This window comes from Enterobacter cloacae complex sp. 402C9 (genome assembly GCF_050030745.1).
GTDB classification, from domain to species: domain Bacteria; phylum Pseudomonadota; class Gammaproteobacteria; order Enterobacterales; family Enterobacteriaceae; genus Enterobacter; species Enterobacter intestinihominis.
In genome coordinates this window covers 1,527,712-1,545,890 of the sequence record NZ_JBLGUW010000001.1, presented here as the reverse complement: position 1 = coordinate 1,545,890, position 18,179 = coordinate 1,527,712, and the positions used below count along the sequence as shown (strand labels likewise).

Genomic DNA, 18,179 nt, shown 5'->3' with positions numbered 1-18,179 from the left:
CGGCCTACGTTCGAGCCGTTGTAGGCCGGGTAAGGCGAAGCCGCCACCCGGCAAAAACTTAGCTGAACCAGCTGCCAAACCAGCCGTGGAATTTCATTAACACAAAGTCCCACATCCGGCTGAAGAAGCCGCCCTCTTCCACCGCTTCCATTACCACCAGCGGACGCTGCTCAATAGATTTGCCGTTAAGCTGGAAATCTATCGTCCCGACCACCTGACCTTTTTTCAACGGTGCGGTGAGCTGTGGCTCGGTCAGGGTATAGCTGGCTTTCAGGTTTTTCAGCTGACCGCGTGGAATGGTGACGGAACCCGCTTCACCCGCTCCCAGGTTCACTTCACTTTGATCACCAAACCAGACACGCTGGCTGACGAAGGTGGCGTCCGGCTTAATCGGCGTGACGGTTTCAAAGAAGCGGAAACCCCAGGTCAGCAGTTTTTCGGATTCGTTAAAACGAATACGGTCGGTTTTCGTTCCCAGCACCACTGAGATCAGGCGCATATCGCCCTGCGTCGCAGAAGCCACCAGGTTGTATCCGGCCCCGGCAGTTGTACCGGTTTTCATGCCGTCCACGTTAACGTTACTACTCCACAGCAGACGGTTACGGTTAGGCTGGCGGATATTGTTGAAGGTGAACTCTTTCTCTTTATGGATAGCGTACTCATCCGGCACGTCATGGATCAGCGCTTTGCCCAGCAGCGCCATATCGCGCGCGGTACTGAACTGACCCGGCGCATCCAGGCCGTGAACAGTTTTAAAAGTGGTATTGGTCAGACCCAGTTTTTTCGCGTAGCCATTCATCAGCCCAATAAATGAGTCCTGACTGCCCGCGACGTAATCGGCCAGCGCAATACAGGCATCATTTCCCGACTGAATAATGACCCCTTTATTCAGATCGGACACGGAGACCTGGTCGCCAGGCTTCAGGAACATCACGGACGAGCCGCGCAGCGCCGGATTACCGGTCGCCCAGGCATCTTTCCCGACGGTGACCATGTCATTCAGCTTGATCTTGCCCGCTTTCAACGCCTGGCCGACCACATAGCTGGTCATAATTTTCGTCAGGCTCGCCGGGTCGAGTTTTTCGTCGGCGTTACCTTCCGCCAGCACTTTCCCGCTGGCGTAATCCATCAGGATCCAGGCGCGCGCATCAACAGGCGGCGCTTCGGGCGCTGTCTGTTCCGCCGCATGGAGCGTTGGGGCAAAAAGGAAAAGCAGCGCCGAGCCTGCCGCCAGGCTGCGCAGAGAGGAAGTTTTTTGCGTCATAAATGCCACCCGAGTGTCCATTCTAAAAATCACGTCACAATCACCGTGTCGCAAGAAGCGATGAGTAATAGCGCACTACAGCCTTCAAAGAAACCTGTTCCAGGTAAAGTTTTTAAAGTTTATGCAATAACATTCAGATACGCTTTGATTGCGGTGTTTTTTTTAGCATCTGTTGCGTAATTGTTAGGTTTATCTCACCATGGCGAAAAGCTGACTCGGATTCACATCTCATCGGGAGTAAATATGATTACGCTGTGGGGCAGGAACAATTCGACCAACGTGAAAAAAGTGCTCTGGACGCTGGAAGAGCTGGATTTACCGTTCAAGCAGGTTATGGCGGGCCTGGAGTTTGGCGTGAATAAAGACGCGGACTACCTGGCGATGAACCCAAACGGACTGGTGCCGCTACTGCGCGATGACGAGACAGACGCCACGCTGTGGGAGTCTAACACCATCGTGCGATACCTCGCCGCGCAGTACGGCCAGGGTCGGCTGTGGGTAGAAAATCCAGCCCAGCGCGCGCAGGGCGAAAAATGGATGGACTGGGCAAACCAGACGCTTTCCCCAACGCACCGCGTGATCCTGATGGGGCTTATCCGTACGCCGGAAGCCGATCGTGATTATCCCGCCATTCATGCCGCCCAGGACGCGTGCGAGTCGCTGTTTGCGATGATGGACGACGAACTGGCGAAGCATACCTGGTTCTCCGGCGACACGTTCGGCGTGGGCGATATCGCCGTCGCCCCTTTCGTCTGGAACCTCACTAACATGGGTCTCAGCTGGACCCCGCGCCCTCACCTTCAGCGCTGGATCCAGCAGCTCAGCGAGCGCCCGGCGTATCGCAACGTGGTGATGATCCCGGTGACCTGATTACGACCCGGACGGGCTGACTTTCCAAAGCTGCCCGTCCGTCTCGTCGGTCAGCACGTACAGATAACCATCCGGCCCGACGCGCACATCGCGAATTCGATGATCTTTATCCCCAAGAATGCGCCCGTCCTCCGTCACGGTATTGCCCTTCACGCTCAGCACGATGACGTCTTTCTCCTTCAGCGCGCCGATAAACAGCTTGTTTTTCCATTGCGGGAAGACGTCGCTGTTGTAGAACGCCATGCCGCTGACGGCGGGCGACACTTTCCAGACAAACAGCGGTTTTTCAGTGCCCTCAACGTGCTCGCCTTTCGCTTCCGGGATTTTCAGGCCGCTGTAGTTGATCCCGTGCGTCGCCATCGGCCAGCCGTAGTTTTTGCCTTTTTCAGGAATGTTGATCTCATCCCCGCCGCGAGGGCCGTGTTCATTAAGCCACAGCGCGTCGCTCCACGGGTTCATCGCCATCCCCTGCGGGTTGCGAATGCCGTAAGACCAGATTTCAGGCCGTGCACCGGCGGTGTTCACAAACGGGTTATCCGGCGGCACTTTCCCGTCCTCCGTCAGGCGCACCACCTTGCCCTGAAGCTTATCCAGATCCTGCGCCGTCGGGCGCTGGTTGTTTTCACCCAGGCCAATAAAGAGATGGCCTTTGCCGTCGAACACCAGCCGTCCGCCAAAGTGGTTGCCAGTAGAGAGCTTCGGCATCTGTCGGAACACCACCTGGAAGCCCTCAATGCGCGAGAGGTCATCGCTCAACCGCCCGTACCCCACCGCGGTACCCGCTTTTCCATCATCACCCGCCTCGGCGAAGCTGAGCCAGATCCGCCGTGATTGTTCAAAATCCGGGGCCAGCACCACGTCCAGCAATCCGCCCTGGCCGCTCGCCCAGACCTTCGGCACGCCGACAATCGGATCGGAGAGCCCTTTCCCTGCCTGCCAGTGCTTAAGCTGCCCGTCTTTTAGCGTGATCAGCAGCCCCTTATTATCAGGCAGAAACGCCAGCGACCAGGGGTGATCCAGTTTTGTCTGTAGCACGTCGACCTTAACCGTCTCGGGCGCCGCAAGCAGCGAAAGCGGGAATAACAGTACAGGGAGGAAAAGCAGCGAGGATCGAGGCATAACGCACTCCTTTATCGGCATATGGCTTAAAGATTAGCCACTGTTCCCGGGTGCGTTAACACTTTTACAAAAGCTTAATCAAAAGGGGGAGTTGCCTCCCCCAGGTTCAGTGTCGGGCAAGCGTTTCCGGCTTGTTCAGACACATGATGCAAAGCGCGAGCGTGGTCAGGCAGTTTTCAAGCTTCTCCGCGTTAACGGCAATAAAATTCGGGCAGTCGTGACGTCCGTTCATCAAACAGACCCCTGCGATGGAAAGCACCTCGGCGGCGCGGCGCAGCGCCACTAATTCGTTTTCAGCGCAGTGCGCTTTCAGGATGGGTGCTTTTTCACGCATGAAATTGCAAAGTTCAAAGAAATTTTCACGCAGATTTTCGCTTTCGCTGACTGACATATACCCTTTCGCCTTGAGGAGTTGCAGATATGCAGCCAGGTCGATTCGGGCGTTGATCAGCTTGTTAAGCAGATCGCGTTTCAGTCTGTCAACGGACATGCTATTTCCTCCTCTGTCAGCCATGTTACCCTATTAATAATAAGGTCATTTTTTGTACAATGTGATGCCTGAGATCAATAAACGATAACTGATTAACATTCTTTACAATGTTACAACGATTGCCCGCCTCAACTGCGCCATCAAGAGTGTATAAATCCCCCGCGATACGCTGTAAAATCCCGCCCTGATAACTCCATAATTGATGAATTTTTAACCTATGAGCAATGTTACGCACCCGCCGAAAATCGGCTTTGTCTCCCTGGGCTGCCCGAAGAACCTGGTGGATTCCGAACGCATCCTGACTGAACTTCGCACTGAAGGCTATGACGTGGTGCCAAGCTACGACAACGCCGACATGGTGATCGTCAACACCTGTGGGTTCATCGACAGCGCGGTCCAGGAGTCACTGGAAGCCATTGGTGAAGCCCTGACGGAAAATGGCAAAGTGATTGTCACCGGCTGCCTGGGCGCGAAGGTGGATCAGATCCGCGAAGTGCATCCGAAGGTACTGGAGATCACCGGCCCGCACAGCTACGAGCAGGTGCTGGAACATGTTCATCACTACGTACCAAAGCCAAAGCACAACCCGTTCCTGAGCCTGGTGCCGGAACAGGGCGTGAAGCTGACGCCGCGCCACTATGCTTACCTGAAAATTTCCGAAGGCTGCAACCATCGCTGCACCTTCTGCATCATCCCGTCGATGCGTGGCGATTTGGTGAGCCGTCCGATTGGCGAGGTGCTGGCAGAAGCCAAACGCCTGGCCGACGCGGGCGTGAAGGAGTTACTGGTCATCTCCCAGGACACCTCCGCCTACGGCGTGGACGTCAAACACCGCTCCGGCTTCCATAACGGCGAGCCGGTAAAAACCAGCATGGTTGGCCTGTGCGAGCAGCTTGCTAAGCTCGGGATCTGGACGCGTCTGCACTACGTCTACCCTTACCCGCACGTTGACGACGTGATTCCGCTGATGGCGGAAGGCAAAATCCTGCCGTATCTGGATATCCCGTTACAGCACGCCAGCCCGCGCATTCTGAAGCTGATGAAGCGTCCTGGATCCGTTGACCGCCAGCTGGCGCGCATCAAGCAGTGGCGCGAGATCTGCCCGGATCTGACCCTGCGCTCCACCTTCATCGTTGGCTTCCCGGGTGAAACCGAAGAAGATTTCCAGATGCTGCTCGACTTCCTGAAAGAAGCGCGTCTGGATCGCGTGGGCTGCTTCAAGTACAGCCCGGTTGAAGGCGCAACGGCCAACGAGTTGGCGGACCAGGTACCGGAAGAGGTCAAAGAGGAACGCTGGAACCGCTTTATGCAGCTGCAACAGCAGATCTCTGCTGAACGCTTGCAGGAGAAAGTGGGCCGCGAAATTCTGGTCATTATCGACGAAGTGGACGAAGAAGGCGCGATTGGCCGCAGCATGGCGGATGCGCCTGAAATCGACGGCGCGGTGTACCTGAACGGGGAAACCAACGTCAAGCCGGGCGATATTATTCGCGTGAAGGTTGAAAACGCCGACGAGTATGATTTGTGGGGCAGCCGGGTTTAATCTTTAACCCCTCACCCCGGCCCTCTCCCCAAAGGGGCGAGGGGGAACAGACCGCACCGAGCAGTCCCCTCTCCCCTCAGGGGAGAGGGTTAGGGTGAGGGGTAAGTTCCTGCAAAAACCTACCCCTTAATCCGCGGATCCAGCGCGTCGCGCAGCCCATCCCCCAGCAGGTTAAACGCCAGCACGGTCAGGAAAATCGCCAGGCTCGGGAAGATCGCCACGTGCGGGGCGATCACCATATCCGCCCGCGCCTCGTTCAGCATCGCGCCCCACTCCGGCGTCGGCGGCTGTGCGCCTAACCCCAGAAACGACAGGCTGGCCGCCGAGATAATCGACACGCCTATGCGCATGGTGAAATAGACCACGATAGACGAGACCGTTCCCGGCAGAATATGGCTGAACAGGATAGTGGCATCGCCGGCTCCCATGCTGCGGGCCGACTCGATAAAGGTCTGCTGCTTCAGCACCAGCGTGTTGCCACGTACCAGGCGCGCGAAAGCGGGAATCGTGAATACCGCCACGGCGATGATGACGTTCGCCATGCCGCTGCCCATCACCGCCACCACGGCAATCGCCAGCAGAATACCGGGAAAGGCAAACAGCACGTCGCAGATACGCATGATGATGCGGTCCCACCAGCCTTCATAGTACCCGGCCACCAGCCCAAGCACGGTGCCAATCGCTGCGCCCATCAGCACCGCAAAGACCCCGGCCGCCAGCGAGATCTGCGCCCCTACCAGCACGCGGCTGAAAATATCGCGCCCGAGCGAGTCCACGCCAAACCAGTGCATCATCGACGGTCCATCGTTCAGCCGGTCGTAATCGAAGTAATTTTCCGCATCAAACGGGGCTATCCAGGGGGCGATAATCGCCACCAGGATCAGCAGTAACACAAACAACCCGGCGACCATAGCGACGGGCTGACGACGGAATCGACGCCAGAACTCAACCCACGGGGTGCGAATATGGTCCGGCCTGATCCCCGGCATAGCGTTTAAAATGGCCTGGCGACGCCAGTTCAGTAATCGCATCTTACTTATACCTGATGGCCGGGTTAATGGCGGCGTACAGCACATCCACCACTAAGTTGATAAGAATAAACTCCAGCGAGAAAAGCAGAACTTCAGCCTGAATAACCGGATAGTCACGCATATCGACCGAGTCGACCAGCAGGCGCCCCAGCCCCGGCCAGTTAAAGACCTTCTCAACCACGATAGAGCCGCCCAGCAGGAAGCCGAACTGTAGCCCCATCATCGTGACCACCGGGATCATCGCATTACGAAAACCATGCTTCAGAATGACCCATTTCTCACTCACCCCTTTTGCCCGCGCGGTGCGAATGTAATCTTCGCTCAGCACGTCGACAAAGGAGGCGCGGGTGAAACGGGCCATCACTGCCGCAACGGCTGCGCCAAGCGTCATAGAGGGCAGAATGTAGTGCTTCCAGGTGTCGGCCCCGACGGTGGGCAACCAGCCCAGCTCGACGGAGAAAATCTGCATCAGCAGCATACCCAGCGCAAACGCCGGGAAAGAGATACCGGTGACCGCCAGCGCCATACCGAGCTTATCCGGCCAGCGGTTGCGCCAGACGGCGGCAACGATTCCCGCGCCCAGGCCAAACACAACCGCCCAGCTCATACTGGCAATCGTTAACCAGAAGGTAGGCATAAAGCGGCTGGCAATCTCCTCCGACACCGGACGACGCGACACCATCGAGATGCCGAAATCGCCCTGAAGGACATTGCCAATGTAGCGCAGAAATTGCCGATACAGCGGCTGATCAAGACCGAGCTGTTTACGCACCAGTTCGATAACCGTGGCATCCGCTTCCGGTCCGGCAATCAAACGCGCCGGATCGCCGGGCAGCATGTGGACAAACAAAAACACCAGCACGGCCACAATCAGCAGCGTCGGGATAAGCCCCAGCAGGCGTTTACACACATAATTCAGCATGAGTATTATTTCAAATCCGCGTCATCAAAGCTAAAGCCCGTATCCGGCATGATGTAAAAACCGGTCAGCGCTTTGTTGTGGGCTGAGACCAGTTTTTCCACCACCAGCGGCACCCACGGCGACTCTTTCCAGATAATGTCCTGCGCCTCTTTGTACAGGCGCGCTTTCTCTTCCGGTTTGGTGGTTTTCAGGGCATCGGCCAGATCCTTATCCACCTGCGGATTACTGTAGAACGCGGTATTGAACAGCGTTGGCGGCCAGTTCTGGGAAGCAAACAGCGGCGACAGGGACCAGTCCGCTTCACCGGTTGAAGCCGTCCAGCCGGTGTAGAACATCCGCACGCCGCTCTCTTTCTGTCCTTTGCCTTCCACTTCCGCCGCGCGCTGTCCGGCATCCATCGCCGTGACCCTGGCTTTAATGCCCACCTGCGCCAGCTGCTGCTGGGTAAATTGCAGCACCTTCTGCGCGGTACTGTGGTTATGCGACGACCACAGCGTGGTGCTAAAGCCGTTCGGATAGCCCGCCTCTTTCAGCAGTTCCCGCGCTTTCGCCGGATCGTACGGCCACGGCTGATAGCTCTGCGCGTACTCAATGGTTGGCGGCATTACGCCCGTCGCCGGGGTGGCGTAGCCTGCAAAGGCCACCTTCACCAGTGCCTGGCGGTTAATGGCGTAGTTGATGGCTTCGCGCACCTTCGGGTTATCAAACGGTTTCTGCGTGACGTTCATGCTGATGTAGCGCTGCATAATCGACGGGCTGGCCACCAGCTCCAGCTTGCTGTTTTTCGCCAGCAGCGCTGCCTGTTCGTAGGGGATCGGGAAGGCAAACTGCGCTTCGCCGGTTTGCAGCATCGCGGCGCGGGTATTGTTGTCCACGACCGGCCGCCAGGTGAGGGTATCCAGCTTCGGCAGCCCCGGCTGCCAGTATCCGGCGAATTTCTTCACCTTCACAAAATCGGTCTGGTTCCAGGTAAGCAGTTCGTACGGTCCGGTCCCCACCGGGTGGAAGCCAATCTCTTTGCCGTATTTCTTCAACGCCGCAGGGGAAATCATCACCGTCGCGGGATGCGCCAGGATATTGATAAACGCCGAGAACGGCTCTTTGAGGGTGATCTTCACCGTCGCCGGATCAACCGCCTCGGTTTGGGCGATATTTTTATACAGGTTGTAGCGCTTAAGACCGTTTTCCGGATTGCTGGCTCGGTCCAGGTTGACCTTAACCGCCTCGGCGTTGAAGTCGGTGCCGTCCTGGAACTTCACGCCGGTACGGAGCTTAACGGTATAGACCAGCCCGTCGTCCGACACGGTATAGCCTTCCGCCAGCACGTTTTTCAGCTTCATCTCGCGGTCCAGGCCGAACAGCCCCTGGTAGAAGGATTTTGCCACCGCCTGAGAAAGGGTGTCGTTAGCATCATACGGATCCAGCGTCGTGAAGTTAGACCCCACAGCCACCACCACGTCTTTCGCCGCGATCGCGGGGGCGGCGGCCAGCGCAGCCGTCACGCTCGCGGCAAGCAGCCATTGACGAGCAACAAAAGGAACCATTGTGTTCTCCTGCCTGTTGTAAGTTATAACCGCGAGAATGCATTGCCCTGACGCGGGGGTGCGACAAAATGACCGGGACCGACTTCACGCAGCGCCACGCGCTCCAGAGTTTCGCCCCGTTTACGAATATTGCTCGGCATTTCGTCCTGCAACAGCACGCGCTGGGCGTGACGATGCTCAGGATCGGCAACCGGTACGGCGGCCATCAGCTTGCGGGTGTACGGATGCTGCGGGTTTTCAAATACTGCCCGACGGGGGCCAATTTCAACAATTTGCCCCATGTACATCACCGCCACGCGATGGCTGATCCGCTCAACCACCGCCATATCGTGAGAGATAAACAGAAACGCAATGCCCAAATCCCGCTGTAAATCGAGCAGGAGATTGATGATTTGCGCGCGGATGGAGACATCCAGCGCTGACACGGACTCATCCGCAATCACCACTTTCGGATTCAGGGCCAATGCCCGGGCTATGCAGATACGCTGTCGCTGACCGCCAGAAAATTCGTGCGGATAACGCCAGGCATGCTCCGGTTTCAGGCCCACGCGCTCCAGCAGCCACGCGACGCGGCGCTGCGCGGCTTCACCGTCGAGCAGGTTGTGCACCCGCAGCGGCTCCATAATCGAGTACCCCACCGTATGGCGCGGATCGAGCGACGCATAAGGATCCTGAAAAATAAACTGAATATCCCGGCGTACCGCCTGCAATTTACCATTGGGGAGTGTATCGATGCGCTCACCGTTGAAGGTGATGCTCCCCTCCTGCGACTCAACCAGCCTGAGCAGCGCCCGCCCGGTGGTGGATTTACCGCAGCCGGACTCCCCCACCAGCGCCAGCGTTTCGCCCGGCCAGAGATCAAAACTGACGTATTCAACCGCATGCACTTCGCGCTTCACGCGGTTAAGGATCCCGCTGCGCAGCGGGAAACGGGTCACCAGGTCACGCACTTCAAGGATCGGCCTGCCGGAAACCACCGTGTTCTGCTCGGTTTCGTCTTCCTGCTGGCCCTGTTCGGTCTGAGAGAACAGCGGAAAACGGCGCGGAAAATCACTGCCATTCATGGCGCCCAGACGCGGGACCGCCGCCAGCAGCGCTTTAGTATAAGGATGCACCGGCGTATGAAAGACCTGCTCCACCGAGCCGGTTTCCACGGCATTGCCCTGATGCATAACCAGCACCCGATCGGCAATATCCGCCACCACCCCCATATCGTGGGTGATGAATATCACCCCCATCTCCATCTCCTGCTGCAACACCTTAATCAGTTGCAGGATCTGGGCCTGAATGGTGACATCCAGCGCCGTGGTGGGTTCGTCCGCAATGAGCACCGCCGGACGGCACGACAGCGCCATCGCAATCATCACCCGCTGGCGCATGCCACCGGAAAGCTGATGCGGATAGCGGGACAAAATCGCGTGCGCCTCAGGGATACGTACCAGCTCCAGCATCCGTTTAGCTTCGTTGAGCGCCTCATCACCGCTCAATCCCTGATGCAGGCGGATAGATTCGGCAATCTGCTCGCCCACCGGGAAGACCGGGTTCAGGGAGGTCATCGGCTCCTGAAAAATCATCGCAATATCCGCCCCGCGCACCCCCTGCATCCGGGACGCGCTCAGCTCGTTGAGATCGATAACCTGACGGTTGCGACGGCGCAACAGCATCCGCTCGCTGGTGACCTGCCCGCCCGTCTGCTCAAGCAGACGCATCAGCGCCAGCGCGGTAACCGATTTACCGGATCCGGACTCGCCGACAATCGCCAGCGTCTCGCCGCGCCTGAGCGAAAACGATAAATTCTGTACTGCAGGGATGAACTGCCGCTCTTCCTGAAAGGCAATATTCAGTTGGTGGACAGCCAGCACTTCGCAGTTGTCCAGCTCTTCACTGTGCGGCACGCAATGCCCCCTTATTCACGATAAATGCCTGTGCTGGGCGCATCGCCGGCATACCCCCACGCCCGGTACATCCCTTCACTGTTGAACGGCAGCGCCACGTTGCCCTCCCGATCCACCGCGATTAAGCCACCTTCTCCGCCCAGGGCTGGCAGTTTCTCCATTACCACCCGCTCGCAGGCCTCACTCAGACTTAATCCGCCGTAATCCATTAGCGCGGTAATGTCGTAGGCCGCCAGCGCGCGGATAAACACTTCGCCGGTTCCGGTGCATGACACCGCCGCCGTGGCGTTATTAGCGTAACACCCGGCCCCCGGCAGCGGACTGTCGCCGACGCGTCCGGGAAGCTTGTTGGTCATACCGCCTGTCGACGTCGCGGCGGCGAGGTTACCGGCTTTATCCAGCGCCACCGCGCCTACCGTGCCCATTTTTCTGCGTTCATCGAGCGGCGCGGCATGGTCCAGCTGCGTCATCCCCGCTGTACGGGCCTCCAGCAACTGCCGGTAACGCTCCTCGGTGGAAAAAAGATCGGGCGAGACCGTATCCATCCCGTGCTCGACGGCAAATTTCTCCGCCCCCGCACCGGTCAGCAGCACATGCGGGCTTTGATCCATCACCAGACGCGCGGCCAGTACGGGATTGCGCAGTCGGCTGACGCCCGCCACCGCCCCCGCTTTCAGGGTGATGCCGTCCATCACGCAGGCATCCAGTTCATGCGTTTCATCGCGCGTAAAGACCGAGCCAATACCGGCATTAAACAGCGGACACTCCTCCAGCAGGCGCACCGCTTCGGTCACCACGTCCAGCGCGCTTTCGCCCGCTTCCAGCATGCGCTGGCATGTTTCCACAATGGCGTTCAGCGCATCAATATAACGCTTCTCCTGCTCGGGACTGAGCTGTGCACGGGTGATTGCCCCGGCACCGCCATGAATTGCGATAACCGCTTTACTCATTTCGCATCACCCATCAGCCTGGCTGGCTGCTTTTTCTATAAATATCATTATCGTCGACGAATCTTCAGATGATTTTTGAATATAGAAAGACGCAACTGTGATGTAAAGCGTACACCCATCGGGTCATACAGTTAGCCGCACTTTTCTGCCATAATGAGCGCTTTCGTTGTTACTCCGCAGGAGCCCACCATGGATTTTACCGCCGGACTGATGCCGCTTGAGACGGCACTCTCGCAGATGCTTGATCGTATTACTCCCCTGCACGACGTTGAGACGCTGCCGCTTGTGCGCTGTTTTGGCCGTATTGCCGCGCGCGATATCGTCTCGCCGCTGAACGTGCCGGGGTTCGATAACGCGGCGATGGACGGCTATGCCGTACGTCTGGCGGATTTGCAAACGAGTCAGCCGCTGCCGGTGGCAGGTAAAGCGTTTGCCGGGCAGCCGTTCAACGGTGAGTGGCCAGCGGGCACCTGCGTGCGCATTATGACCGGCGCGCCGGTGCCAAAGGGCTGTGAAGCCGTGGTGATGCAGGAAGAGACCGAACTAACGGACGACGGCGTGCGTTTTACCGCCAGCGTCAAAGCGGGACAGAATATCCGCCACATCGGGGAAGACATTACCCTCGGCGCAACGGTCTTTGCCGCCGGGCAAAAACTGACGGTCGCCGAACTGCCGGTGCTGGCATCGCTTGGCATCGCGGAGATTGACGTTGTCCGCAAGGTACGCGTGGCGGTGTTCTCAACGGGAGACGAGCTACAGCTTCCGGGTCAGCCGCTGAACGAGGGGCAGATTTACGACACCAACCGTCTGGCGGTGCACCTGATGCTTGAGCAACTGGGCTGCGAGGTGATTAACCTTGGCATCATTCCTGACGATCCGGAGAAACTGCGCACGGCGTTTATCGACGCGGACGCCTCTGCCGACGTGGTGATCAGCTCCGGCGGCGTTTCGGTTGGCGAAGCGGATTACACCAAAACCCTGCTTGAAGAGCTGGGTGAAATCGCCTTCTGGAAGCTGGCGATTAAACCGGGCAAACCGTTCGCGTTTGGCAAACTTCCGCACAGCTGGTTCTGTGGCCTGCCGGGTAACCCGGTCTCTGCCGCGCTGACCTTCTACCAGCTGGTGATCCCGCTGCTGGCGAAGCTTTCAGGCAACAATGCCGACCCGCTGCCGGAACGTGTGCGCGTGCGGGCGGCAACGCGCCTCAAAAAATCTCCGGGCCGTCTCGATTTCCAGCGCGGCATTCTGGCGCGCAACGCCGATGGCGAGCTGGAGGTGAGCACCACCGGGCATCAGGGTTCGCACATCTTTAGCTCCTTCAGCCAGGGTAACTGCTTTATCGTGCTGGAGCGCGATCGCGGCCACGTTGAGGCGGACGAATGGGTTGAAGTGGAACGCTTTAACCACCTGTTCGGAGGCTGACATGACGGTGGAACTGAGCGACCCGGAGATGATGCGCTACAACCGCCAGATCGTGCTGCGCGGGTTTGATTTCGAGGGTCAGGAAGCGCTCAAGGCGGCCAGCGTGCTGGTTGTCGGCCTTGGCGGGCTGGGCTGCGCGGCGGCGCAATACCTGGCTGCGGCGGGCGTCGGCCGCATGACGCTGCTGGATTTCGATACCGTGTCGGTGTCGAACCTGCAACGCCAGACGCTACACAGCGACGCGACGGTTGGTCAGCCGAAAGTGGAATCTGCGCGCACGGCGCTGGCGCGAATTAACTCCAACGTTCAGTTCACCCTGATTGACGCGATGCTGGATGACGACGCGCTGTTTGCGCAGATTGCTCGGCATGACCTGGTGCTGGACTGCACCGATAACGTCGCCATTCGCAACCAGCTCAATGCGGGCTGCTTTGCCCATAAAACGCCGCTAATTTCCGGCGCGGCCATCCGCATGGAGGGTCAAATCAGCGTTTTCACCTACGCTGAGGGAGAGCCCTGCTACCGTTGCCTGAGCCGTCTGTTTGGCGAGAATGCGCTGACCTGCGTCGAGGCGGGCGTGATGGCGCCGCTGGTTGGGGTGATTGGTTCCTTGCAGGCGATGGAGGCGATTAAGGTGCTGGCGCATTACGGCACGCCCGCAGCGGGCAAAATCGTGATGTATGACGCGATGACCTGTCAGTTCCGCGAGATGAAGCTGATGCGTAATCCGGGGTGTGAGGTGTGCGGAGGTTAAACCCTGCTGCGGCCTGATGCCCTCACCCCGGCCCTCTCCCACAGGGAGAGGGAGAAAATCGTAGGCCGGGTAAGCGTCAGCGCCACCCGGCAACAGCATCAAATAGACGTCCGCCCAAACGCCCCCTGCCAGTCCTGCTCAAACTTCACAATTGCCGCATCTACTGCCGGAGAGGTAATAAACTGCTGCGCCACGTCCAGCGGCAGCGTGATGGACTCGCACCCTGCCAGCAGGCAGTCCAGCGCCTGGCGCGGCGTTTTAAAGCTCGCGGCGAGCACTTTTGACTGCGGTGCGTGCAGCGTCAGCAATTGTTGCAGTTCAATCACGGTCTGGATCCCGTCCCCGCCCTGCGCGTCCACGCGGTTCACGTAAGGGGCCACATACTCAGCACCCGCCAGCGCGGAGAGCATCCCCTGCGCTGCGCCGTATACCGCGGTACCCAGCGTCGGGATCCCTTCTGCTTTCAGCATCTTGATCGCCGCCAGCCCTTCAGCGGTCACGGGCACTTTCACCACCAGGTCATCGATTATCGCGCGCAGCTTACGTGCGTCTTCCACCATCCCCTCGGCGGTCTTCGCCATCACCTGGGCGAACAGCCGGCCCTTGCCGCCCAGCGCGTCGTGCAGCGCGGGCAGCAACTCTTCCAGGGGGGTTTTACCCGCCGCCACAATGCTTGGGTTAGTGGTCACGCCCGCCAGCGGGAAGATACGCGCCAGCTTTTTGACTGCCGCAACGTCAGATGTGTCGAGATAAAGTTCCATGATGTCACCCTCAAAATTAGCCTGCATTTACCCTATCACGAGAAAACCTGCTCATGAATTGACCCATATCAAGATAACTTTCATTCGAAAGTAATTTAATCTTCATATGTAATTAGAGGGCAAAAAAATGATCTTCAACATACAGCGTTACTCCACCCACGACGGCCCCGGTATTCGAACCGTGGTGTTCCTGAAAGGCTGCTCGCTGGGCTGTCGCTGGTGCCAGAACCCGGAAAGCCGCTCCCGCACGCGGGACGTCCTGTTTGACGCCCGTCTGTGTCTGGACGGCTGTGACCTGTGTCAGCAGGCCGCGCCAGGGTGTGTTGAACGTGCGCTGAACGGGTTGATCATCCATCGTGAAAAATTAAGTGAAAAGACGCTCACTGCCCTCACCGACGGCTGCCCGACGCAGGCGCTTACCGTCTGCGGTGAAGAGAAGCAGGTGGAGGAGATTATGGCCACCGTGCTACGCGACAAGCCCTTCTACGACCGCAGCGGCGGCGGGATCACCCTTTCCGGCGGCGAGCCGTTTATGAATCCTGACCTGGCGCACGCCCTGTTTAAAGCCAGCCATGAACAAGGCATTCATACCGCGGTTGAAACCTGCCTTCACGTACCCTGGCATTATATCGAGCCTTCACTGCCGTATGTCGATCTGTTCCTGGCGGACCTGAAACATGTCGACGGCGAGGTGTTCAAGCAGTGGACCGATGGCTCTGCTAAGCGGATCCTGGACAACCTGAAGCGCCTGGCTACCGTCGGGAAGAAGATCACCATCCGCGTGCCGCTGATCCAGGGCTTTAACGCCGATGAAGCGTCGGTTACCGCCATTACCAACTTCGCCGCCGATGAACTCGGCGTCGATGATATTCATTTTCTGCCGTATCACACGCTGGGCATGAACAAATACACCCTGCTCGGCCAACCCTACTCTGCCCCTGACAAACCGCTGGATAACCCTGCCCTGCTGGACTTCGCGCAGCAGTATGCCTGCCAGAAAGGGTTAACCGCGACCTTACGAGGATAAACTTATGACCACCCTGAATCTCAACACCCTCAGCGAGCGCATCAAGGTGCACAAAACGGCTCTGGTGCATATCGTTAAGCCGCCGGTCTGTACCGAACGCGCGCAGCACTATACCGAAATGTACCAGCAGCATCTGGACAAGCCGATCCCGGTACGTCGCGCGCTGGCCCTCGCCCACCACCTGGCAAAACGCACCATCTGGATCAAGCACGATGAGCTGATTATCGGTAACCAGGCCAGCGAAGTGCGTGCCGCGCCGATCTTCCCGGAATATACCGTCTCCTGGATTGAGAAAGAGATTGACGATCTGGCGGACCGTCCAGGTGCAGGCTTTGCGGTGAGCGAAGAGAATAAACGCGTTCTGCATGAAATCTGCCCGTGGTGGCGCGGCCAGACGGTACAGGATCGCTGCTACGGTATGTTTACCGACGAGCAGAAGGGCCTGCTGGAAACCGGCATCATCAAAGCGGAAGGCAACATGACCTCCGGTGACGCACACCTGGCGGTGAATTTCCCGCTGGTGCTGGAGAAAGGGCTCGACGGCCTGCGCGCGAAAGTAGCCGAGCGCCGCTCGCGCATCAACCTGACGGTACTGGACGATCTGCACGGCGATCAGTTCCTGAAAGCCATTGATATCGTGCTGGAAGCCGTAAGCCTGCACATCAGGCGCTTCGCCGATCTGGCTCGTGAGATGGCCGCCAGCGAAACCCGCGACAGCCGCCGCGACGAGCTGCTGGCGATGGCGGAAAACTGCGACATCATCGCCCACCAGCCGCCAAAAACCTTCTGGCAGGCGCTACAGCTGTGCTACTTCATTCAGTTGATCCTGCAAATTGAGTCCAACGGTCACTCCGTCTCCTTTGCCCGTATGGACCAGTACCTTTACCCGTACTATCGCCGCGACGTGGAGCTGGACCAGAGCCTGGATCGCGAGCACGCCATCGAGCTGCTGCACAGCTGCTGGCAGAAGCTGCTGGAGGTGAACAAAATCCGCTCCGGCTCGCACTCCAAAGCCTCTGCGGGCAGCCCGCTGTATCAGAACGTCACCATTGGCGGCCAGAAGCTGGTCAACGGCGAGCCAATGGACGCGGTCAACCCGCTCTCCTACGCAATTCTGGAATCCTGCGGCCGTCTGCGCTCCACCCAGCCAAACCTGAGCGTGCGTTACCACGCGGGGATGAGCAACGACTTCCTCGACGCCTGCGTGCAGGTGATCCGCTGCGGCTTCGGGATGCCGGCGTTTAACAACGATGAAATCGTCATCCCGGAATTTATCAAGCTCGGCGTGGAACGGGACGATGCCTATGACTATGCGGCGATTGGCTGCATCGAAACCGCGGTCGGCGGAAAGTGGGGCTATCGCTGCACCGGCATGAGCTTTATCAACTTCGCCCGCGTGATGCTGGCAGCGCTGGAAGGCGGTCGCGATGCCACCAGCGGCCAGGTATTCCTGCCGCAGGAAAAAGCGCTTTCGGCCGGTAATTTCGGCAATTTCGACGAAGTGATGGCGGCGTGGGATAACCAGATCCGCTACTACACCCGCAAATCTATTGAAATCGAGTACGTGGTGGACACCATGCTGGAGGAGAACGTCCACGATATTCTCTGCTCGGCGCTGGTGGACGACTGCATCGAACGCGCGAAAAGCATTAAGCAGGGCGGCGCGAAGTATGACTGGGTTTCCGGCCTTCAGGTGGGGATCGCCAACCTCGGTAACAGCCTGGCCGCGGTGAAGAAGCTGGTGTTTGACCAGGGCGTTATCGGTCAGCAACAGCTGGCGGCGGCGCTGGCGGATGACTTCGAGGGGCTGACCCACGAGCAGCTGCGCCAGCGCCTGATCAACGGCGCGCCGAAGTACGGCAACGACGACGACAGCGTGGACCTGCTGCTGACCCGTGCCTACGAAACCTACATTGAAGAGCTGAAGCAGTATCACAACCCACGCTACGGCCGTGGCCCGATTGGGGGTAACTACTACGCGGGCACGTCGTCTATCTCCGCAAACGTGCCGTTTGGCGCAGCAACCATGGCGACGCCGGACGGACGTAAAGCGCACACCCCGCTGGCGGAAGGGGCAAGCCCGGCCTCCGGTACCGACCACCTCGGCCCGACGGCGGTGATTGGCTCCGTGGGTAAACTGCCGACGGAAGCGATCCTCGGCGGCGTGCTGCTTAACCAGAAGCTGAACCCGTCGACGCTGGAAAACGACAGCGATCGCCAGAAGCTGATGGTGCTGCTGCGCACCTTCTTCGAGGTGCATAAGGGCTGGCATATTCAGTACAACATTGTCTCGCGCGAAACGCTGCTGGAAGCGAAGAAACACCCTGATCAGTATCGTGACCTGGTGGTGCGCGTCGCGGGTTACTCGGCGTTCTTCACCGCCCTGTCACCGGATGCGCAGGACGATATTATTGCCCGTACCGAGCATACACTGTAAAAAAACGCCCGGTGGCGCTTCGCTTACCGGGCCTACATTGTCTCCCCGTAGGCCGGGTAAGGCGAAGCCGCCACCCGGCTTTCTGACTTTCATTCGAAATTAAATTTGTGCTCCCCGTCACCTTGTTATTAGAATGTTTCAAAACGCAGT

15 protein-coding genes are annotated in these 18,179 nt (G+C 58.5%); 6 read left to right on the top strand and 9 right to left on the bottom strand.

Going from position 1 to position 18,179, the window contains the following annotated elements; genetic code table 11:
• Window positions 1–58 precede the first annotated feature (58 nt).
• Complete coding sequence (gene dacC / locus ACQG1K_RS07335; protein WP_367074675.1) at window positions 59–1,264, bottom strand: serine-type D-Ala-D-Ala carboxypeptidase; 1,206 nt, start codon at window positions 1,262–1,264, stop codon at window positions 59–61.
• Window positions 1,265–1,507: 243 nt separating this feature from the next.
• Here dacC and ACQG1K_RS07330 point away from each other — a divergent pair, with 243 nt between their 5' ends.
• Window positions 1,508–2,134: a glutathione S-transferase family protein gene (locus tag ACQG1K_RS07330; RefSeq protein WP_022647552.1), complete on the top strand. Its 627-nt coding sequence runs from the start codon at window positions 1,508–1,510 to the stop codon at window positions 2,132–2,134.
• Here ACQG1K_RS07330 and ACQG1K_RS07325 read toward each other — a convergent pair whose 3' ends face one another.
• Together ACQG1K_RS07325 and bssR are read right to left on the bottom strand one after the other, a co-directional pair.
• Window positions 2,135–3,253 (bottom strand): PQQ-dependent sugar dehydrogenase, encoded by a 1,119-nt coding sequence (locus tag ACQG1K_RS07325; protein ID WP_063148416.1) that lies wholly within the window; start codon window positions 3,251–3,253, stop codon window positions 2,135–2,137.
• Between the two features lie 106 nt (window positions 3,254–3,359).
• On the bottom strand, window positions 3,360–3,743 hold the full coding sequence (gene bssR / locus ACQG1K_RS07320; RefSeq protein ID WP_367074673.1) for a biofilm formation regulator BssR: 384 nt from the start codon (window positions 3,741–3,743) through the stop codon (window positions 3,360–3,362).
• 217 nt (window positions 3,744–3,960) lie between these two features.
• On the opposite strand from bssR, the gene rimO reads away from it, so the two are divergent.
• Entirely contained in the window at window positions 3,961–5,286 is a 1,326-nt protein-coding gene (rimO, locus tag ACQG1K_RS07315; RefSeq protein WP_022647549.1) for a 30S ribosomal protein S12 methylthiotransferase RimO, read from the top strand.
• Between the two features lie 119 nt (window positions 5,287–5,405).
• On the opposite strand, the gene gsiD is transcribed toward rimO, so the two are convergent.
• The 5 genes from gsiD to iaaA are packed head-to-tail and all read right to left on the bottom strand — an operon-like array spanning window position 5,406 to window position 11,628.
• Window positions 5,406–6,317 carry a glutathione ABC transporter permease GsiD gene (gene gsiD / locus ACQG1K_RS07310; protein WP_032624585.1) on the bottom strand — a complete coding sequence of 304 codons (912 nt, stop codon included), beginning with the start codon at window positions 6,315–6,317 and terminating at the stop codon, window positions 5,406–5,408.
• A gap of 1 nt (window position 6,318) precedes the next feature.
• Window positions 6,319–7,239, bottom strand: coding sequence for a glutathione ABC transporter permease GsiC (gene gsiC, locus ACQG1K_RS07305; RefSeq protein ID WP_006809475.1), 921 nt, complete (start codon window positions 7,237–7,239; stop codon window positions 6,319–6,321).
• A gap of 5 nt (window positions 7,240–7,244) precedes the next feature.
• Complete coding sequence (gene gsiB / locus ACQG1K_RS07300; RefSeq protein ID WP_045621928.1) at window positions 7,245–8,783, bottom strand: glutathione ABC transporter substrate-binding protein GsiB; 1,539 nt, start codon at window positions 8,781–8,783, stop codon at window positions 7,245–7,247.
• A gap of 23 nt (window positions 8,784–8,806) precedes the next feature.
• Window positions 8,807–10,678: a glutathione ABC transporter ATP-binding protein GsiA gene (gene gsiA / locus ACQG1K_RS07295; protein ID WP_058676915.1), complete on the bottom strand. Its 1,872-nt coding sequence runs from the start codon at window positions 10,676–10,678 to the stop codon at window positions 8,807–8,809.
• 11 nt (window positions 10,679–10,689) lie between these two features.
• Window positions 10,690–11,628 (bottom strand): beta-aspartyl-peptidase, encoded by a 939-nt coding sequence (gene iaaA, locus ACQG1K_RS07290; protein ID WP_180243877.1) that lies wholly within the window; start codon window positions 11,626–11,628, stop codon window positions 10,690–10,692.
• Between the two features lie 189 nt (window positions 11,629–11,817).
• On the opposite strand from iaaA, the gene moeA reads away from it, so the two are divergent.
• Entirely contained in the window at window positions 11,818–13,050 is a 1,233-nt protein-coding gene (gene moeA, locus ACQG1K_RS07285) for a molybdopterin molybdotransferase MoeA (protein WP_320679102.1), read from the top strand.
• 1 nt (window position 13,051) lies between these two features.
• Window positions 13,052–13,804, top strand: coding sequence for a molybdopterin-synthase adenylyltransferase MoeB (moeB, locus tag ACQG1K_RS07280; protein ID WP_367074669.1), 753 nt, complete (start codon window positions 13,052–13,054; stop codon window positions 13,802–13,804).
• A 98-nt stretch (window positions 13,805–13,902) separates the two neighbouring features.
• On the opposite strand, the gene fsa is transcribed toward moeB, so the two are convergent.
• On the bottom strand, window positions 13,903–14,565 hold the full coding sequence (fsa, locus tag ACQG1K_RS07275) for a fructose-6-phosphate aldolase (protein WP_022647542.1): 663 nt from the start codon (window positions 14,563–14,565) through the stop codon (window positions 13,903–13,905).
• Between the two features lie 127 nt (window positions 14,566–14,692).
• Between fsa and ACQG1K_RS07270 the strand changes: the two genes are divergently transcribed.
• The gene (locus ACQG1K_RS07270; RefSeq protein ID WP_320679101.1) at window positions 14,693–15,592 is read left to right on the top strand and encodes a glycyl-radical enzyme activating protein; all 900 of its coding nucleotides are present in this window, start codon (window positions 14,693–14,695) and stop codon (window positions 15,590–15,592) included.
• A 4-nt stretch (window positions 15,593–15,596) separates the two neighbouring features.
• Entirely contained in the window at window positions 15,597–18,029 is a 2,433-nt protein-coding gene (locus ACQG1K_RS07265; RefSeq protein WP_426760317.1) for a formate C-acetyltransferase/glycerol dehydratase family glycyl radical enzyme, read from the top strand.
• The last annotated feature ends 150 nt before the right edge of the window (window positions 18,030–18,179 follow it).

Bases quoted from the DNA above. Each gene is read 5' to 3' on its own strand.
- dacC (WP_367074675.1), bottom strand. From the start codon at position 1,264: ATGACGCAAAAAACTTCCTCTCTGCGCAGCCTGGCGGCAGGCTCGGCG.
- ACQG1K_RS07330 (WP_022647552.1), top strand. From the start codon at position 1,508: ATGATTACGCTGTGGGGCAGGAACAATTCGACCAACGTGAAAAAAGTG.
- ACQG1K_RS07325 (WP_063148416.1), bottom strand. From the start codon at position 3,253: ATGCCTCGATCCTCGCTGCTTTTCCTCCCTGTACTGTTATTCCCGCTT.
- bssR (WP_367074673.1), bottom strand. From the start codon at position 3,743: ATGTCCGTTGACAGACTGAAACGCGATCTGCTTAACAAGCTGATCAAC.
- rimO (WP_022647549.1), top strand. From the start codon at position 3,961: ATGAGCAATGTTACGCACCCGCCGAAAATCGGCTTTGTCTCCCTGGGC.
- gsiD (WP_032624585.1), bottom strand. From the start codon at position 6,317: ATGCGATTACTGAACTGGCGTCGCCAGGCCATTTTAAACGCTATGCCG.
- gsiC (WP_006809475.1), bottom strand. From the start codon at position 7,239: ATGCTGAATTATGTGTGTAAACGCCTGCTGGGGCTTATCCCGACGCTG.
- gsiB (WP_045621928.1), bottom strand. From the start codon at position 8,783: ATGGTTCCTTTTGTTGCTCGTCAATGGCTGCTTGCCGCGAGCGTGACG.
- iaaA (WP_180243877.1), bottom strand. From the start codon at position 11,628: ATGAGTAAAGCGGTTATCGCAATTCATGGCGGTGCCGGGGCAATCACC.
- moeA (WP_320679102.1), top strand. From the start codon at position 11,818: ATGGATTTTACCGCCGGACTGATGCCGCTTGAGACGGCACTCTCGCAG.
- moeB (WP_367074669.1), top strand. From the start codon at position 13,052: ATGACGGTGGAACTGAGCGACCCGGAGATGATGCGCTACAACCGCCAG.
- fsa (WP_022647542.1), bottom strand. From the start codon at position 14,565: ATGGAACTTTATCTCGACACATCTGACGTTGCGGCAGTCAAAAAGCTG.
- ACQG1K_RS07270 (WP_320679101.1), top strand. From the start codon at position 14,693: ATGATCTTCAACATACAGCGTTACTCCACCCACGACGGCCCCGGTATT.
- ACQG1K_RS07265 (WP_426760317.1), top strand. From the start codon at position 15,597: ATGACCACCCTGAATCTCAACACCCTCAGCGAGCGCATCAAGGTGCAC.